At 41.5% G+C, this 16,481-nt stretch carries 12 protein-coding genes; 5 read left to right on the top strand and 7 right to left on the bottom strand.

The features are described from left to right. On the top strand, positions 1-1,881 hold the full coding sequence (locus J3455_RS14250) for a methyl-accepting chemotaxis protein (protein WP_130049807.1): 1,881 nt from the start codon (positions 1-3) through the stop codon (positions 1,879-1,881). Positions 1,882-2,200: 319 nt separating this feature from the next. On the opposite strand, the gene J3455_RS14245 is transcribed toward J3455_RS14250, so the two are convergent. From J3455_RS14245 to priA, 5 genes are all read right to left on the bottom strand, one after another. After that, entirely contained in the window at positions 2,201-2,575 is a 375-nt protein-coding gene (locus J3455_RS14245) for a gamma-butyrobetaine hydroxylase family protein (protein ID WP_130049806.1), read from the bottom strand. A gap of 76 nt (positions 2,576-2,651) precedes the next feature. Further along, complete coding sequence (gene hslU / locus J3455_RS14240) at positions 2,652-3,980, bottom strand: ATP-dependent protease ATPase subunit HslU (protein ID WP_130049805.1); 1,329 nt, start codon at positions 3,978-3,980, stop codon at positions 2,652-2,654. 11 nt (positions 3,981-3,991) lie between these two features. After that, the gene (gene hslV, locus J3455_RS14235) at positions 3,992-4,510 is read right to left on the bottom strand and encodes an ATP-dependent protease subunit HslV (protein ID WP_054552816.1); all 519 of its coding nucleotides are present in this window, start codon (positions 4,508-4,510) and stop codon (positions 3,992-3,994) included. Between the two features lie 80 nt (positions 4,511-4,590). Next, entirely contained in the window at positions 4,591-5,118 is a 528-nt protein-coding gene (locus J3455_RS14230) for an SPOR domain-containing protein (protein ID WP_130049804.1), read from the bottom strand. Between the two features lie 15 nt (positions 5,119-5,133). Next, positions 5,134-7,314, bottom strand: coding sequence for a primosomal protein N' (priA, locus tag J3455_RS14225; protein ID WP_130049803.1), 2,181 nt, complete (start codon positions 7,312-7,314; stop codon positions 5,134-5,136). Positions 7,315-7,547: 233 nt separating this feature from the next. Between priA and rpmE the strand changes: the two genes are divergently transcribed. After that, on the top strand, positions 7,548-7,763 hold the full coding sequence (gene rpmE, locus J3455_RS14220) for a 50S ribosomal protein L31 (protein WP_036973208.1): 216 nt from the start codon (positions 7,548-7,550) through the stop codon (positions 7,761-7,763). A 572-nt stretch (positions 7,764-8,335) separates the two neighbouring features. Continuing rightward, a complete protein-coding gene (locus J3455_RS14215; RefSeq protein WP_130049802.1) occupies positions 8,336-9,577 on the top strand; it encodes a malic enzyme-like NAD(P)-binding protein in 1,242 nt (413 codons plus the stop codon). 99 nt (positions 9,578-9,676) lie between these two features. On the opposite strand, the gene metJ is transcribed toward J3455_RS14215, so the two are convergent. Beyond that, positions 9,677-9,997: a met regulon transcriptional regulator MetJ gene (gene metJ / locus J3455_RS14210; RefSeq protein ID WP_036973203.1), complete on the bottom strand. Its 321-nt coding sequence runs from the start codon at positions 9,995-9,997 to the stop codon at positions 9,677-9,679. Between the two features lie 224 nt (positions 9,998-10,221). Here metJ and metB point away from each other — a divergent pair, with 224 nt between their 5' ends. Together metB and metL are read left to right on the top strand one after the other, a co-directional pair. Beyond that, positions 10,222-11,481 carry a cystathionine gamma-synthase gene (gene metB, locus J3455_RS14205; protein ID WP_167658725.1) on the top strand — a complete coding sequence of 420 codons (1,260 nt, stop codon included), beginning with the start codon at positions 10,222-10,224 and terminating at the stop codon, positions 11,479-11,481. A gap of 5 nt (positions 11,482-11,486) precedes the next feature. Continuing rightward, positions 11,487-13,832 (top strand): bifunctional aspartate kinase/homoserine dehydrogenase II, encoded by a 2,346-nt coding sequence (gene metL / locus J3455_RS14200; RefSeq protein WP_349561953.1) that lies wholly within the window; start codon positions 11,487-11,489, stop codon positions 13,830-13,832. An 83-nt stretch (positions 13,833-13,915) separates the two neighbouring features. Here the strand turns inward: metL and J3455_RS14195 are convergent, their stop codons facing one another. Then, entirely contained in the window at positions 13,916-16,426 is a 2,511-nt protein-coding gene (locus J3455_RS14195) for a penicillin-binding protein 1A (protein ID WP_130049799.1), read from the bottom strand. Between the last annotated feature and the right edge of the window lie 55 nt (positions 16,427-16,481).

Raw genomic sequence — 16,481 nt, 5'->3', positions numbered from 1 at the left:
ATGAATGTATTACAAAACTTAACTATTAAGCGTCGTTTACAGTTAAACGCGCTCGTTGTTGGTCTTGCAATGATTGTGATGCTGTGTGTAATCATCTTTGAGTCGCGCATGATGCTTAAGCTCAACGAAACAATTCAAAATGCGGAGGAGCTCGACATTCATGAACTTGCGATGCGTAAGCATGAAAAAAACTTTTTGTTTTACAAAGATGTCGATAGCCTTGAGCTTTTTGAGAAAGAGTATTCGCAGCTAAAAATTAAAATGGCGAGACTAGACGAGTTAGTGAAAGATTTGTCGATGGACTCATCTAATCTAAATGAATTTAGACGTCTTGCGAAAACTTATTACGATGACTTCAATGAAGTTGTGGAACTACAAAAGAAAATTGGCTTACACCCTAAAGATGCACTTTATGGTGATTTACGTGGTGCGGTGCATCAAGTAGAAACATTATTAAGTGAGCGCGAAAACTATAAATTACTAGCTTTAATGCTACAGCTTCGCCGCGCAGAAAAAGACTTTATGTTGCGCTTTGACTTAAAATATCTGAGTAAATTTAACGATTTAGTCACAAACTTCCAATCAGAAATTAAAAATGCTGGATTTGATGCAAATTACGAAAATCAATTAATTAATTTGCTTGCGACTTATCAAAGTAAATTTAAGGCTTTAGTTGATGCACAAGTTGCCTTAGGTCTGGATTTAGATTCAGGTGCACTCGGTGAGATGAAACACAGTGTTGGACTCAGTGATGCAATTGTTACAGAGCTGACAGATCAAACAAAGGCCTTCGTCGAATCAAGTGCAGCCACTGCGCAGCTAATTGCACTCATTGTATTTATTATTGCGAGCATTTTAGTGATGGTATTAGTTTACTTTACTAGCCGCTCAATTATTCAGCCTATTGAACGTGTGTACCACACGATTAACGAGATTCGTCGTAATAACGACTTAAGCATGTCGATTACTCAATCAGGTAAAGATGAAATCACCACTATGACGATCGACTTTAATAGTTTGATTAGTGATTTCAAAAAGCTTATTTATGAGGTAAATACAGCGCTAAGTACCCTTAATGTGGCTACAGAGCATTTATCTGAAACGACAGCAGCAACCAGTTCAGGTATGCAAGAACAACTTCATGAAGCCGATATGGTTGCCACAGCGGCGACTGAAATGCAGGCGACGATTCAAGATATCTCGCACAACACTGAAGCTGCAGCGAAAAAAGCTGAGTCAACTAACTTAAGTGCGCAGCAAGGCCGTTCAGAAGTTGAATCAACAGTGGTGCAAATTAATCACTTATCCGATTCACTCGGTAATGCCTCAAGTGTGGTTTCACAGTTAGAAAAAGACGCCGAAACAATAGGCTCTGTACTTGATGTTATTCGTGGCATTGCTGAGCAAACAAATTTACTGGCACTCAATGCGGCAATTGAAGCAGCACGTGCTGGCGAGCAAGGTCGAGGCTTTGCGGTGGTTGCTGATGAAGTACGTTCACTTGCGCAGCGTACTCAAGACTCAACGCAAGAGATCGAGAGTATCATTTCAACCTTACAAGGGCGCACTCAAGAAGTGGTGAGCATTATGCAGCAATGTCGTACACAGGGTGGCGAAAGTGCAGCACAGGCAAGTAAAGCCGGTGAGTTACTGCGCTCAATCACCGAAGATGTTCAAACCATTATGGATATGAGTACTCATATCGCTACAGCAATTGATGAGCAAAGCCAAGTGGCTTCTGAGGTGAACAAAAACGTGGTACGTATTCGTGATATCGCTCAAGAGGCATCAGGCCATGCGGCAACTAACGCACAAACTAGCGAAGAAGTGTCTGAGCAAGCGCGTGTACTTTATCAGGCAATAGATAAGTTTAAAGTTTAATGAGTATACCCAAGCTACCCCAAGATGCAGAATTCAGCGTTTCACAGGTGATTAATATCAAGGCGTTACTTTGCAAGAGTCAGTCCCTTTTAAGAAGTAACAAGGATGAGAGTAAGTTCCTGTGAAGCGCCCAACGGGTTGGTTTAAAAGCGATTTATACTGCGTTATTGATTTGAACAATAGAACCACTATTACTTGCAATCAATGCCTTGCCTAAATCGCTTTTAATTCCAACTGAAACTCGCATCTTGAGGTGGTTTGGGTATATAAAAAAAGCGCGGTGACGGTGTCGTCATCGCGCTTTTTTGTTTTACAAATATTAAGGCACGAACTTAATAGGCACACTGTCCTTATTTGCTTCGTGCTCGGTGACTCTAGCTTGGTATTGCTGCCAAAGCTCGTCATGGTTAGCATGTAGCTCGCTAAGATAGTGCCAGCTAAATAAACCGCTATTATGATTGTCGCTAAATACCAGTCGAATTGCATAATGACCAACAGGCTCAATCTTGCTAATTCCTACTTGCTGCTTATCAAGCACTAGTTTCATCGGCTCATTACCATGTCCTTGTACTTCAGCTGAAGGTGAGTGAACACGCAAAAATTCAGCACTAAATTGAGCAATAGTCTGATCATCAAAATGAACATCTAATACTTTGCTAACGCTGTGATAATGCACTTTAGTGACTTCTTTCATGTGAGCCTCGTATGTACGATTTATAAACTAAAAAGCCTCCAACTGGAGGCTTTTGATTATAACGCTAAATTGTTGATTAAAGAATGAAGCGACTCAAATCTTCATCTTCAACAAGTGCACCTAAATGCTGCTCAACGTAGTTGGCATCAATTGTCAGTGTTGAACCTGCTTTTTCTGAGGCATCAAATGAAATTTCTTCCATTAGTTTTTCCATCACTGTGTGTAAGCGACGTGCACCGATGTTTTCGGTTTTTTCATTTACTTGCCAAGCCGCTTTCGCAATGCGTTCAATGGCATCATCTGTAAACTCAACCTCAACTTGTTCTGTTTTTAACAGCTCACGTTGTTGCTCTGTCAATGAAGCGTGAGGCTCAGTTAAGATACGTTTAAAGTCGTCAGCACTAAGCGCTTCAAGCTCAACACGAATTGGTAAACGACCTTGCAGCTCTGGGATCATGTCTGATGGTTTAGCCATTTGGAATGCGCCTGATGCGATAAACAACATGTGGTCTGTTTTAACCATGCCGTGTTTAGTGCTTACCGTTGAGCCTTCGATTAATGGTAGTAAATCGCGTTGTACACCTTCACGGCTAACATCTGGGCCAGAAGCTTCACCACGTTTACAGATTTTATCGATTTCATCGATAAAAACGATACCGTTTTGCTCTACCGCGAAGATAGCTTGCTCTTTTAACTCTTCAGGATTAACAAGTTTTGCGGCTTCTTCTTCAACTAATAGTTTGAATGCTTCTTTGATCTTCAGCTTACGCTTGCTGCGCTTATCACCACCCATATTTTGGAACATGCTTTGTAGCTGGTTGGTCATTTCTTCCATACCAGGAGGAGCCATGATCTCAACATTTGGTTGTGCTTGTGCAACATCGATATCAATTTCTTTGTCGTCTAATTGGCCTTCACGTAATTTCTTACGGAAAGATTGACGAGTAGAAGAGTTCTCTTCTGTTTTTGACTCACCAAATGTATCGCGTGCTGGTGGTAAAAGAGCATCTAAAATGCGTTCTTCTGCCGCTTCTTCAGCGCGGTGTTTAAATTTTTTAGTTTGTTGTTCACGTGTCATTTTAATTGAAATATCAACTAAATCACGGATGATCGTTTCAACTTCTTTACCAACATAGCCCACTTCAGTGAACTTGGTTGCTTCAACTTTAATGAAAGGGGCATTAGCAAGTTTGGCTAAGCGGCGAGCAATCTCAGTTTTACCCACACCAGTAGGACCAATCATTAAAATATTTTTTGGTGTTACTTCAGCGCGTAAATCGTCGCTCAGTTGCATACGGCGCCAGCGATTACGTAGCGCGATTGAAACTGCTTTTTTAGCTTTAGCTTGGCCAATAATATGTTGATCAAGCTCGTGAACGATTTCTCTTGGCGTCATCTCAGACATGGCAGTTCCTATTACAATTCTTCAATAGTTTGGAAATTATTCGTGAATACACAGATATTGCCTGCAATTGTTAGGCTTTTCTCTACAATGTCACGTGCACTTAGATCGGTATTTTCTAGTAGCGCTGTGGCTGCTGATTGTGCGAAGTTACCACCACTGCCAATCGCAATTAGGTCATTTTCTGGCTGCACAACATCACCGTTACCTGTGATAATTAATGAAGCAGTTTCGTCTGCGACTGCTAATAGTGCTTCGAGCTTTCTAAGTGCGCGATCACTACGCCAATCTTTGGCCATTTCTACGGCAGCCTTAGTCAGGTTACCTTGGTGCATTTCTAGTTTGCTTTCAAATCGTTCGAAAAGGGTGAAGGCATCAGCAGTACCGCCAGCGAAACCAGCGATTACTTTGCCATTATAAAGACGTCGAACTTTGCGGGCGTTGCCCTTCATTACGGTATTACCAAGTGAAACTTGGCCGTCGCCACCAATAACGACCTTGTCGTCGCGGCGTACACTTACAATAGTGGTCATGATTATTCCTCATCATCGAGCGGCGAAGCCGCTCGTAAAAAGCGATTGATGAGGTGTTTATATGGGTGAATGAACTAAAATCAAGTCCAAAGCCAAATTCCGCAGCCCATTATTTTGATGCGTTTAAGTTTATTCTTGTCACTTTCGGCTAAACGTTTGGTTTCGTAAGGGCCTAAGCGCACTTTATACCAAATACCATTACTGCCTTGTGTTTTCTTTACCTCGGCAACTAAGCCTGCAAAAGCGATTTTTGCTTTTAATGTTTGTGCTTGTGCCATGGTTCTAAAAGAGCCGCATTGCATTACATAAGGGCCTTTTTGTTCAATCTCTTTGACCTCGACTTGAACTTCATGCTCTTTAATCTCCTTAATGAACTCAGGCGTTTTAGGAGGCGGAATGATAGCTTCTTCTTTTTTAACTGGGTTTGCTTGCTGCTCTACTAACTCAGGATCGGCATTATGTTTGATATACCACAAGCCGTAACCAAACCCCCCTACTAAGATAAGCGCAATTAAAACAAGAAAAATTGGGAAGGGCTTTTTTGCCGGGGCTTGTTTTTTATTATTTCGATTTGCTGGTTTTTTATTTATGTAATCGTGTTGTGCCATGATTCTTAATTGGCCTTAAATCATATCTATAGGATCAACATCTAGGCTCCAACGCACCTTTTGCGCTAATTTACTGGTACTTATATAGTCAACCATCTGCGCTAAATATTGGTGTAAGTGAGAGCGTTCCTGCGCCTGAATATGTAATTGAAAGCGATATTTACCTGCTACACGTTCCAGTGGCGCAGGTATCGGACCAAGCAATTGTATACCAGATACGTTCTGGACAGGAACCAAATCAGTTAAAAAATCGACCACTTGATTAATGTTATGCCCTTCTGCACGAACCATGGCCATATTAGTGACAGGTGGAAGCTGCGCATCTTCTCGCTCTGTGAGTGCATAGCGGGCAAAATCTTGGTAACCATTATTTACTAGGTCTTGTAGTAGTGGATGCTCAGGAAAGTGAGTTTGCAGTAATACTTGCCCTGGCTCACCACTTCGCCCAGCACGGCCTGCCACTTGTGTAACTAGCTGTGCTAAATGCTCTGTCGCGCGAAAGTCACAGGAATATAAACCACTATCGACATCTAAGATTAAAACGAGACTCACATCGGCAAAGTGGTGGCCTTTTGCCAACATTTGCGTACCGACTAAGATACGAGCACCACCTTGATTAATATCATCAAGTGCTTTCTCTAAGCTGCCTTTACGACGGGTTGAGTCGCGGTCAATACGACTAATCGGAATATCAGCGAAGGTTTGTGTTAAAAACTCTTCAATTTGCTCAGTGCCTTTACCATTTGGAAAAATCTGCGTGCTGCCACAATCTGGACACTGATGGGGCACCTGATGTTGCTCACCACAGTGGTGACAAATCATTTGGCCAATGGCTTTATGAAAGGTTGCGCTAGTGCTACAACGTGAGCACTCACTTAGCCAACCACACTCATGACATATGAGGGTAGGTGAAAAACCTCGGCGGTTTAAAAACACCATCACTTGCTTGCCTCGCTCTAAATGTTGACGCATATAGGCAAGGCTGGCATGGGCAATACCAGCTTGTTCTGGTTGGCCTTTCATATCGATTAATTGGAACTGATTATCAGTGCTGGTTTGGGCGCGTTCAGTAAGACTCAATAACTGATATTTGTTATTAATTGCTTTGTGTAAGGTTTCAAGTGCCGGTGTGGCGCTACCTAAAACCAGTGGAATATTATGCTGGTATGCTCTATAAGCGGCTAAATCTCTGGCATGATAACGTAACGTGTCTTGCTGTTTAAACGAGCTGTCGTGCTCTTCATCAACAATGATCATCCCAAGCGATAAAAAGGGTAAGAAAATACTCGAACGTGTACCGATCACTATGGCACAACTGCCTTTTTCACAGAAACGCCAGGTTTGTAAGCGTTCATTGTCTGTTAGTGCTGAATGCCATAGCATAATTGGTGTATCAGGAAATCGGCGACGAAAACGGTTAACGGTTTGAGGTGTTAAGCCAATTTCGGGCACTAATACTAAGGCTTGTTGACCTTTTTTAAGTACTTCTTCTAGGCATTGCAAATACACTTCAGTTTTACCACTTCCGGTAACCCCTTCAAGTAAAAAGCTAGTAAAGCCGCAAGCTTGATTAATGCTGGTACAGGCAACGGCTTGCTCTTTATTAAGAATTGGTTTGTTTCCAACGGTCGGCACGCGTTGCTGCCATTGGTTATCATGTTCGATAAACTGAGTGATCAATTCTTTATCGAGTAGGCCGTCGATGGTTTTTTTTGTAAATCCGAGTGCTTTTAATTCAGTAACAGATGATTTGCCCGATTCGGCTAGCTGCTTTAATAAACTCAACTGGGTTTTTGCTTTTAGTGATGGAAGCTTTGCGCCTTTATCGGTCAGCTCAACCATATTAATACTGGTTTTATCTGGACATTCGCCTTGTCTTAAAGCAGCCGGAAGTGCCGTATGAATGGTTTCACCCAATGGGTAACAGTAGTAGCGGGCAGTAAATTTTAGCAAGGCTAGATGCTGCTCTGATAAAACTGGTGTGTCGTCTATTACATCAATTATAGCTTTAATTTTGTCTGCAGGAACTTCTGTTGATGTTTTTAGAGCGAGTACCACAGCGACCTTTTTTTGACTGCCAAATGGCACACGAACTCGCATACCTGGCTTTAAGTCAGGGCTATGCAGCAGCTGTTCAACTTTATAATCGAAGGTACGCTGTAAAGGGACTTTTATGGCAACTTCTACAAAGTGCATAACAACTCAACTGAAACAAAGATAGAAGGATAATGTACTAAAATTACTGTTAAAAACCTACCAACAAATACTGAACAACAGGCCACTTGATTATTTTTTTAGCGAAAGATGAATTTAAAGCTTGTCGCAAGGTCACTTGAGCTATAAAATACGCGGCCTATTAATTGTATTAACTGCGTATGGTGCCAGACTTCGGGTTTGGAGAGCGATACGGCCTTAACTAGAGGTTCCCTATGAAAGAAGGTATTCACCCTAAGTACGAAGCTATCACTGCAACTTGTTCATGTGGTAACAAATTCGAAACTAGCTCAACTCTTTGTAAAGACATCCACTTAGACGTATGTTCTGAGTGTCACCCGTTTTACACTGGTAAGCAAAAGATTCTAGACACTGGCGGCCGTGTTGATCGTTTCAACAAGCGCTTCGGTGCACTTAGCAGCAAGAAGTAATTTCTGCTGTTTAGTTAAAAGAAGCACCTTAGGGTGCTTTTTTTATACCTAAAATTCATTAAGTATACTTTGAACTCATCACTAACTTACCATCTTCACTTATTTCTTTTGCATAACTATTTCTGAGTGTTATGCCCACTATGTCGCTAATTGTGCAGACAAAGTGTAAACCCTTGGCTATATTCTTTTTTGTATAAATGCATACCAATCCGCAATAATACTTAATTAAGCGTATTGGTATCTAAAAGTTATTAAAAATAATAATTTTAAATAATTTCGTAATTAAATGCTGTGAACTTCGTTGAAATGGCGGTTTTAGGTTAATTTCGGCTATTTGCAGTGTTCGTGCATACAAAATACAAAAACACGTGCTTAAAAGGCCATAAATAGGTGAATTTTTATGTCTAATTAATCGCAACTATGCACAGAAATTGTGGGGAAATCCTTTAAAATTAAGCGATATAGCTTATAACAGGATAGACCTGATAATACTTGGAATTTTTATACATTACAGGTATCGTACTGATGCAAGCTCTCTCACTTTTTAACTTTTTGCAGGATACTATCGCGTTATGTCAGATTTTCGTGAACAAGCATTACATTACCACGCTCACCCCGTTCCAGGTAAAATTAGTGTTGAACTAACCAAGCCAGCCGAAACGGTTAACGATCTCGCTTTAGCTTATAGCCCAGGTGTGGCTGAACCGGTCCGCGAAATTGCTGCTGATCCAGCAAATGCCTATAAGTACACAGGTAAAGGTAACATGGTTGCGGTTATTTCAAACGGTACCGCAATTTTAGGTTTAGGTAACTTAGGTCCGCTTGCATCAAAACCTGTAATGGAAGGTAAAGCCTTACTATTCAAACGTTTTGCTGGCCTTGATTCAATTGATATTGAAGTAAAACACCGCACAACAGAAGATTTCATCAATACGGTTGCTAATATTGCTGATACCTTTGGTGGTATCAACTTAGAAGATATCAAAGCACCAGAATGTTTTGAAATCGAAAAAGCGCTTATTGAACGCTGTGATATTCCCGTTTTCCATGATGACCAGCATGGTACAGCTATTGTTACTGCCGCCGGTATGCTTAATGCCCTTGAAGTACAAGGTAAAGATATCGAAGATGCCATTATTGTATGTTTAGGTGCCGGTGCTGCCGCAGTTGCTTGTATGGAGCTTTTAATTAAATGTGGCGCACTACGTGAGCACATCTATATGCTTGACCGTAAAGGTGTGATCCATACTCGTCGTGATGACTTAAACGAGTATAAGCAACTATTCGCTAATAATACTGATAAGCGTACATTACAAGATGTTATTGCTGATGCTGATGTATTCGTTGGTGTATCAGGTCCTAACCTATTAACTGCAGATGATCTTAAGCTAATGGCTGATAAACCAGTCGTGTTTGCGTGTTCAAACCCAGATCCTGAGATTGCACCAGAAGTTGCGCACAGTGCACGTAACGATTTAATTATGGCTACGGGTCGTTCAGACTTCCCTAATCAAGTAAATAACGTGCTTTGCTTCCCGTTTATTTTCCGCGGTGCGCTTGATGTGCGTGCAACGGCAATTAATGATGAAATGAAAATTGCAGCAGTACACGCTATTCGTGGTATCGCTAAAGAGTCTGTACCAAATGAAGTACTGAAAGCGGCTGGTGTTGAGTCACTAGAGTTTGGTGCTGAGTACATCATTCCTAAGCCAATGGACCCGCGTTTATTACCTCGTATTGCACGTGCTGTTGCTGAAGCTGCAGTGGAGTCAGGTGTAGCGCAAATCGAGATGCCAGAAGATTACATGCGTTAAACTTAATTACTCAAATTGTATAACGCTAATAAAAAACTCAGCCTTGGCTGAGTTTTTTTATATCTGCGATTATCGGCGGTGATCCGATGGCCGAAATACTTATTCTGAATCAAGCACTGGGATATCTAACCCCATTTCTTGCATAATTCTTTTAACTTCTTCAGGTACCTTTTCAGGGTTGTCTTTACGAAGGTCGTCATCATTTGGTAATGGTTGACCTGTAAAAGCATGTAAGAAAGCTTCACACAATAACTCGCTGTTCGTCGCATGACGCAGGTTATTGATCTGGCGGCGTGTACGCTCGTCAGTTAATACTTTTAATACGTTAAGTGGGATTGATACGGTAATCTTTTTTACTTGTTCTGATTTTTTACCGTGTTCTGCATATGGGTGAATGTATTCACCGTTCCATTTAGCCATAAGTTGTTTCGTTGCCTCGGTTGTCAGTGATTTACGCCTTATTCACAGCGCAAGATGCGGAAATTCTATCTCTTTAAAAAAGATAGTCAAATACTAGTTATTTAGCCATCTAGTGGTGTAAATGTATAAACTTCTATGTGTGAGCAATAAATGCTTTGACTTCTCATATTTGATCATCTAACCTTTTAGACGTCTAAACATCCAATTCAGGAATAGGTGATGAAATGAGCGATAAAAATAAAGCGACGATTACTGTTCGTCACGGCATCGAAGCCGATAAACATCATGGCGCGGTTGTACCGCCCATTTACTTATCAACCACCTATTCATTTGCTGATTTTGATACTAAGCGCCAGTATGACTATGGCCGCAGCGGTAACCCGAATCGCGATATCTTAGCTGAAACCTTAGCTGAACTTGAAGGTGGCGCTAGAGGTATTATTACTGCAACAGGTATGTCAGCAGTGCATTTAGCGACTCAGCTATTAAACAGTGACGACACCTTAGTGATCCCACATGACTGCTATGGTGGTAGTTATCGTTTATTCACTTCGCTTGAAAAGCGTGGCCTGTTAAAACTAAAAGTTTTGGATTTAACGAAATCTGAAAATCTCCAAGAAATTTTATCGATTAAACCTAAGTTGATTTGGATAGAAACGCCAAGTAATCCAATCTTGCGTTTAACAGATATTAAAGCAATCACTAGTATTGCTAAGCAGTGTGATGCTTTAGTTGCGGCTGATAACACCTTCTTATCACCTGCGCTGCAAAACCCAATTGAGTTTGGTGTTGATATTGTTGTTCACTCAACTACTAAATATATTAATGGTCACTCTGATGTGGTTGGCGGTGCGGTGATTGCTGCTACGCAAGAGCTAGGTGATGAGCTTGCTTGGTGGGCAAATAATATCGGTATTACTGGTGCACCATTTGACAGTTACTTAACGCTTCGTGGTTTACGTACTTTAAATGTGCGTTTAAAGCAGCATCAAGAAAATGCTTTTGCGATTGCGGAGTATTTAGAAAACTCTCCTTTTGTAAGCCAAGTTTATTATCCAGGCCTTGCTTCTCACCCACAACATGAGCTTGCTAAAGCACAGCAACGTGGTTTTGGTGGCATGGTGAGCTTTGATATTAAAGGCGACATTAACGATGCTGCAGCGTTTTTAACCAGTCTTAAAGACTTTAGCCTTGCAGAGTCGTTAGGTGGGGTAGAAAGCTTGATTTGTCACCCTGCAACAATGACCCACGCAGGCATGGAGCCTAAAGCGCGCCTTGAAGCCGGTGTGGGCGATACTTTGATCCGTATTTCTGTAGGCATTGAAGATGTAAAAGATCTTATCGCAGATTTAGACCGTGTTTTCAATTTAGTAAAACCAGGTCAAGGCCAGCAAGCTGCTAAAGCTGAAGTAAAACAAACACAGCAAGATACACAACAAAACGCGTCATTTAAGTTAACGCCTGCGCATACGGCATTGTGGTAGAAGAGATGGTAAATATTGTTCATAAATTTGGTGGCTCAAGCTTAAGCTCTGCAGATCGTTATCATGCGGTAGCTAACATCGTTCTAGCGAATACAGAGCAGGGTGACTGTGTGTTTGTGTCGGCATCAGGTAAAACAACCGATACTCTAGTAAAACTTTGGCAAAGTTACCAGCAGCAAGATAGGCAAGCTGTTAGCGATATTTTATTGCTTATTGATAACAATCAACGAGCCTTAATTGAGCAATTACTTACAGGCCAGAATAAACAACAGGCGTTGGCGCAGCTAAATGATGAGCTTGCGGTTTTAAATGAATTAATTAGTCAACAGCAGTTACTTGAGGCGCCTTTACTTGCCCATGGTGAAGTGTGGTCGGCGCGCTTGTTGGCCGCTTACCTAAATCAGCTCGGTGTCGCTGCGCAAGATGTTGATGCAAGGCAGTTATTTACTTTAAATGACGGGCAACTATTACATCAAAAAAATCAGCAGCAATGCACAAGTATAATTAGTAAGTCACACATAAACGTAGTAACGGGCTTTATAGCTGTGGATTGCCAAGGCAATACGGTTACATTAGGGCGCAACGGCAGTGATTACAGTGCGACGTTACTGGCCAGTTATACTTTTGCGAAACAAGTGTCTATATGGACCGATACACAAGGAGTGTTTAGTACAGATCCTCGTAAAGTTAAAAATGCGCTTAAATATGCCAAGGTTTGTCGCGAGCAAGCTAACTTATTAGCGCGTTTAGGTAATCCTGTACTGCATGCTAAGACGTTATCGCCGTTAAAAGGCACCGAGATCAAGCTAGTTGTTAGAAGTAGCTTTGATTGCGATGCAACGCCAACCGAAGTAGTAAAAGAAGGCTATAGCAAAGCAAAACGTTTTATTACTACCTTAGATAACATCGATTTATTACGGGTTGATAAACTTAGTAGTGGTGAAGTAGGTGAACTAAGCCAGTTAATCCAGCACAGCCTGCACCACTTTACTAAAGATGGCGATACTTACTTATTAGTGCCAGGCCAAAGCACTCATCAGGTTGTAGGCCACTTAGCGGGTCGCGCCAATATTGTTGAGTCTAATTTAAGTGGTTGTGCAGTGGTTGCACCAACAACTGATGTAATTACGCTTACAGATCAAGCGACAGCGCTTTTAAAAGAGCAAAGCATTCATCCTCGTTTTGTACAACAAGATGATAACTATGTGTTGATCTTAAATGACCAGGCAATTGATAGTGATGTTTTAACTCTTCTACATGACAAGTTAGTCAACAAAGGCCAAGAGCTGGCCATTATCGTTGCTGGTCTTGGTAATGTGGGTGAGGTGTTCTTATCGCAACTACAAGCTCAGTTTGCTCGTTTATCTGCTCAGTATAAAGTAAAAGTTGTTGCTCTTTTACGCTCAAAGCAAATGCTTTTTAGTGCCAGTGGTTTAAATACTGAAACATGGCAAGAGCAATGGCACAACGAAGCGCAAAGCTACAACAAAGCTGAGTTATTAGCACGTATCAATGAGCTTGATTATGAACACAAAGTAGTGATTGATATTACAGCCAGTGAGGCCTTTAGTCAGTTTTATCCTGATTTTATAGAACTTAACTGCCATTTGATCAGTGCAAACAAATATGCTGGCACCGCCGCAAGTAGTTGGTATCAAACATTACGTAATAATTTAGCCGAGCGAAATTTATTGTGGCGCTATAACACCAGTGTGGGGGCAGGTTTACCAATTAATTTTGCTTTAGCTGATTTACAAAATAGTGGTGACAGAATTAACCGTATTGAAGGGGTATTTTCAGGTACCTTGTCATGGTTATGCAGCAGCTATGATGGCAGTGTGCCGTTTTCAGATTTAGTGCTTCAAGCTCAGCAAATGGGCTATACAGAGCCAGATCCTCGTGAAGATTTATCTGGCCGCGATATGCAGCGTAAACTGCTAATTTTAGCGCGAGATCTCGGTCTTGATTTAGAGCTTGATGACATTGCTTTAACTCCACTCATGCCTGAAGCGTTAGCAATAGGTAGTTGGCAAGATTTTCTTGCAAATAAGCAGCTACTCGATGATTTTATGACTGAAAAAGCAAACTTGGCTGCAGCTGAAGATAAAGTTGTGCGCTATACCGGTGCTATTACATTAGTAGATGGTAAGGTCAAAGCACAAGTTGGCTTAGTCAATGTTGGCAAAGATGATGTACTAGCAGGTCTTAAACCGGGCGATAATATCTTTGTAATTAATTCACAGTGGTATTTAGATAATGCATTGGTGATCCAAGGCCCTGGAGCGGGCAAAGAGGTCACCGCGGCGGGGATTCACTCAGATCTTTATTGGTTAGTGAATAACCTAAAATAATTTTGCTGATCTTAGTTTAAATGGCTAAGCAAAAAGCGCCCTTTGGGCGCTTTTTTATTATCACAACTACTTATACAAATTGCTTAAAATAGCTCTTCTTCTGTGCTGAGCTTTTCTTCAAACACATCAGTAGGTTGATCAAGTACATACTTGGTTGGCGCAGTGCCTTTAATAAAGTACTCAAAGCGACTAGTGTAATCGTTTTTATGGCTTAAAAGGCCCGTCGCTAAGTCGATACGAACCGATACTAGCCCCTCAGGAAGTTCAATAGGTGCTTCTGGCATACCATCAAGGGCTGCACGCATAAAGTCGACCCATGCCGGTTGCGCTGTTTTAGCGCCTGATTCTGCACCAGATATTTGCGATTTATCGAGGTTATTATTATAGGTCGAACGGCCAAGGGCCTTACCTGGGTTATCAAAACCAACCCATACCGAAGTCATCACATTGCGGTTAAAGCCGCTGAACCAAGTATCAACAGAGTCATTGGTGGTACCTGTTTTACCGGCTAGGTCACGACGACCAAGGGCTTGTGCACGCCAGCCTGTACCACTCCAACCCGTTTTATGAGTCCAGCTACCGCCACCCCAAATAGCACTGTGCATAGCTTGTGAAATTAAGAAAGCATTTTGCTTTGAAATGATTCGTGGTGCACAACGTGGGGCGCTAGTAACCTGAGTATTTGGAATATTTATCTGAGTATCATCCAGAGATGCAAATTCAGGGGTAATGGCTTGTTGTGGTTCATCACAGGCAAGTTCAGGCTCTGTTTTAAATAACACATTTCCGGCAGAGTCTTGAATTTCTGAAATAAAGTACGGAGTAATTAAGTGCCCACCATTAGCAAAAGTACTCATCCCCCTCGCAAGTTCAAGAGGAGTGATAGAGGCGCTGCCAAGTGCCAGCGATTCACTACGGTTAATATCACTGTTTAAAAAACCAAACTTAAGCAAATGATCGGCTGTGCGCTCAAGACCAACACCACGTAATAAGCGTACCGAAATTACGTTTTTCGACTGGGCAAGTGCTCTACGAATACGGATAGGTCCATTATAAACCGCAGGACTGTTTTTCGGGCGCCATGCGACACCTTGACTTTTATCCCACTGATTAATTGGTGCATCATTCAGAATAGAAGCGAGTGTATATCCATTTTCAAGTGCCGCTGAATAAATAAACGGCTTAATGTTTGAACCTACTTGGCGTTTTGCTTGGACTGCACGATTGTATTGGCTTTGCTCAAAACTATAACCACCAACAATCGCTTTAATACGACCATCTTGTGGATCTAGTGAAACCAATGCGCTCGAAGCTTCGGGCACTTGGCTTAATATATAGCTGTCATCTGCATTTTTACGCAGCCAAATTTGCGCTCCAGCCGTTAGGATTTCACCAGCGGTTTTTGGTGCGAAGCTTTGACGGTATCGCGTAATATATTTACGTGCCCATTTTAAGCCATCCCACTCAATAGTAACTTGTTCGCCGCTTTTTAAAAGCACATCGATTGACTGCTCTGCGACATTTGTTACAACACCAGCCAATAACGGGCCAAATTCTTTAACATCTTTTAGTTTATTTAAGATTTCTTCTTGGCTAAGTGGGCTCTCGTTTTCACTGTCCCATAACTGTGCCGTAGCACCACGGTAGCCATGACGCATGTCGTAAGCATGTAGGTTATCAACAATGGCATCTTGTGCTGCTTGCTGAATATTTGAGTCAACGCTAGCGTAGACCTTAAAACCAGAATTATAAGCGCGCTCATGGCCATAACGTTCAACCATATCAGCACGCACCATCTCAGAGATATATGGTGCATACACTTCAATTTCTGCGCCGTGGAATTTTGCAGTAATAGGCGCCTTAGTGGCTTCTGCGTATTCACTCTGCGTAATGTACTTTTCGGTTAACATACGTCCTAAAACAACATTACGACGGCTTTTAGCACGGGTAGGGTTACGTATAGGGTTTAGTGCTGAAGGTGCTTTAGGTAAACCTGCAATCATTGCCATTTGCGCCAAGGTAAGTTCATTTAATTCCTTACCGTAATAAACTTGTGCTGCAGCACCAATACCAAAAGCACGGTTACCAAGTTCAATTTTATTTAAATATAATTCGAGGATTTCGTCTTTAGTTAATATACTTTCGATATGTAAAGCGATGAAGATCTCTTTGACTTTACGGATGTATGCTTTTTCTCGGGTTAAGAAGAAGTTACGGGCAAGCTGCATAGTTATCGTACTTGCGCCTTGTTTCTTTTCACCTGTGGATATGAGTACAATGGCAGAACGAACAATACCAATTGGATCGATACCGATATGCTCGTAAAAGCGATTATCCTCTGTTGCTAAAATAGCATCGATTAATGGTTGAGGGATTTGATCTATCGTAACGGGAATGCGTCGTTTTTCACCGAATTGGTTAATCAATAAACCATCGCGTGAGAATACTTGCATAGGTGTTTGTAATTGAACGTCTTTTAGTACCTGAACGCTAGGAATGTCAGGTTTAACGTAATAGTATAGACCAACTAAAGTGATTAGCCCTAAGAATGAGCAAATGATAATAAATTGTAAAGTTCGCTTTAATAAAATCACTTATATTTTCCCTAAATGGACTCCCAATTAGAATCGGAGACTGCTAGTATATATT

This window comes from Pseudoalteromonas sp. NFXS39 (genome assembly GCF_040148775.1).
GTDB classification, from domain to species: Bacteria; Pseudomonadota; Gammaproteobacteria; order Enterobacterales; family Alteromonadaceae; genus Pseudoalteromonas; species Pseudoalteromonas apostichopi.
Note: the sequence above shows the minus strand (reverse complement) of the source record. Positions and strands in the feature narration are given on the sequence as shown.

What these genes read in the sequence shown, in the direction of transcription:
- J3455_RS14230 (WP_130049804.1), bottom strand. Translation starts at nt 5,118, where the DNA reads ATGGCACAACACGATTACATAAATAAAAAACCAGCAAATCGAAATAAT.
- J3455_RS14245 (WP_130049806.1), bottom strand. Translation starts at nt 2,575, where the DNA reads ATGAAAGAAGTCACTAAAGTGCATTATCACAGCGTTAGCAAAGTATTA.
- hslU (WP_130049805.1), bottom strand. Translation starts at nt 3,980, where the DNA reads ATGTCTGAGATGACGCCAAGAGAAATCGTTCACGAGCTTGATCAACAT.
- J3455_RS14215 (WP_130049802.1), top strand. Translation starts at nt 8,336, where the DNA reads ATGTCAGATTTTCGTGAACAAGCATTACATTACCACGCTCACCCCGTT.
- rpmE (WP_036973208.1), top strand. Translation starts at nt 7,548, where the DNA reads ATGAAAGAAGGTATTCACCCTAAGTACGAAGCTATCACTGCAACTTGT.
- metB (WP_167658725.1), top strand. Translation starts at nt 10,222, where the DNA reads ATGAGCGATAAAAATAAAGCGACGATTACTGTTCGTCACGGCATCGAA.
- metL (WP_349561953.1), top strand. Translation starts at nt 11,487, where the DNA reads ATGGTAAATATTGTTCATAAATTTGGTGGCTCAAGCTTAAGCTCTGCA.
- metJ (WP_036973203.1), bottom strand. Translation starts at nt 9,997, where the DNA reads ATGGCTAAATGGAACGGTGAATACATTCACCCATATGCAGAACACGGT.
- priA (WP_130049803.1), bottom strand. Translation starts at nt 7,314, where the DNA reads ATGCACTTTGTAGAAGTTGCCATAAAAGTCCCTTTACAGCGTACCTTC.
- J3455_RS14250 (WP_130049807.1), top strand. Translation starts at nt 1, where the DNA reads ATGAATGTATTACAAAACTTAACTATTAAGCGTCGTTTACAGTTAAAC.
- hslV (WP_054552816.1), bottom strand. Translation starts at nt 4,510, where the DNA reads ATGACCACTATTGTAAGTGTACGCCGCGACGACAAGGTCGTTATTGGT.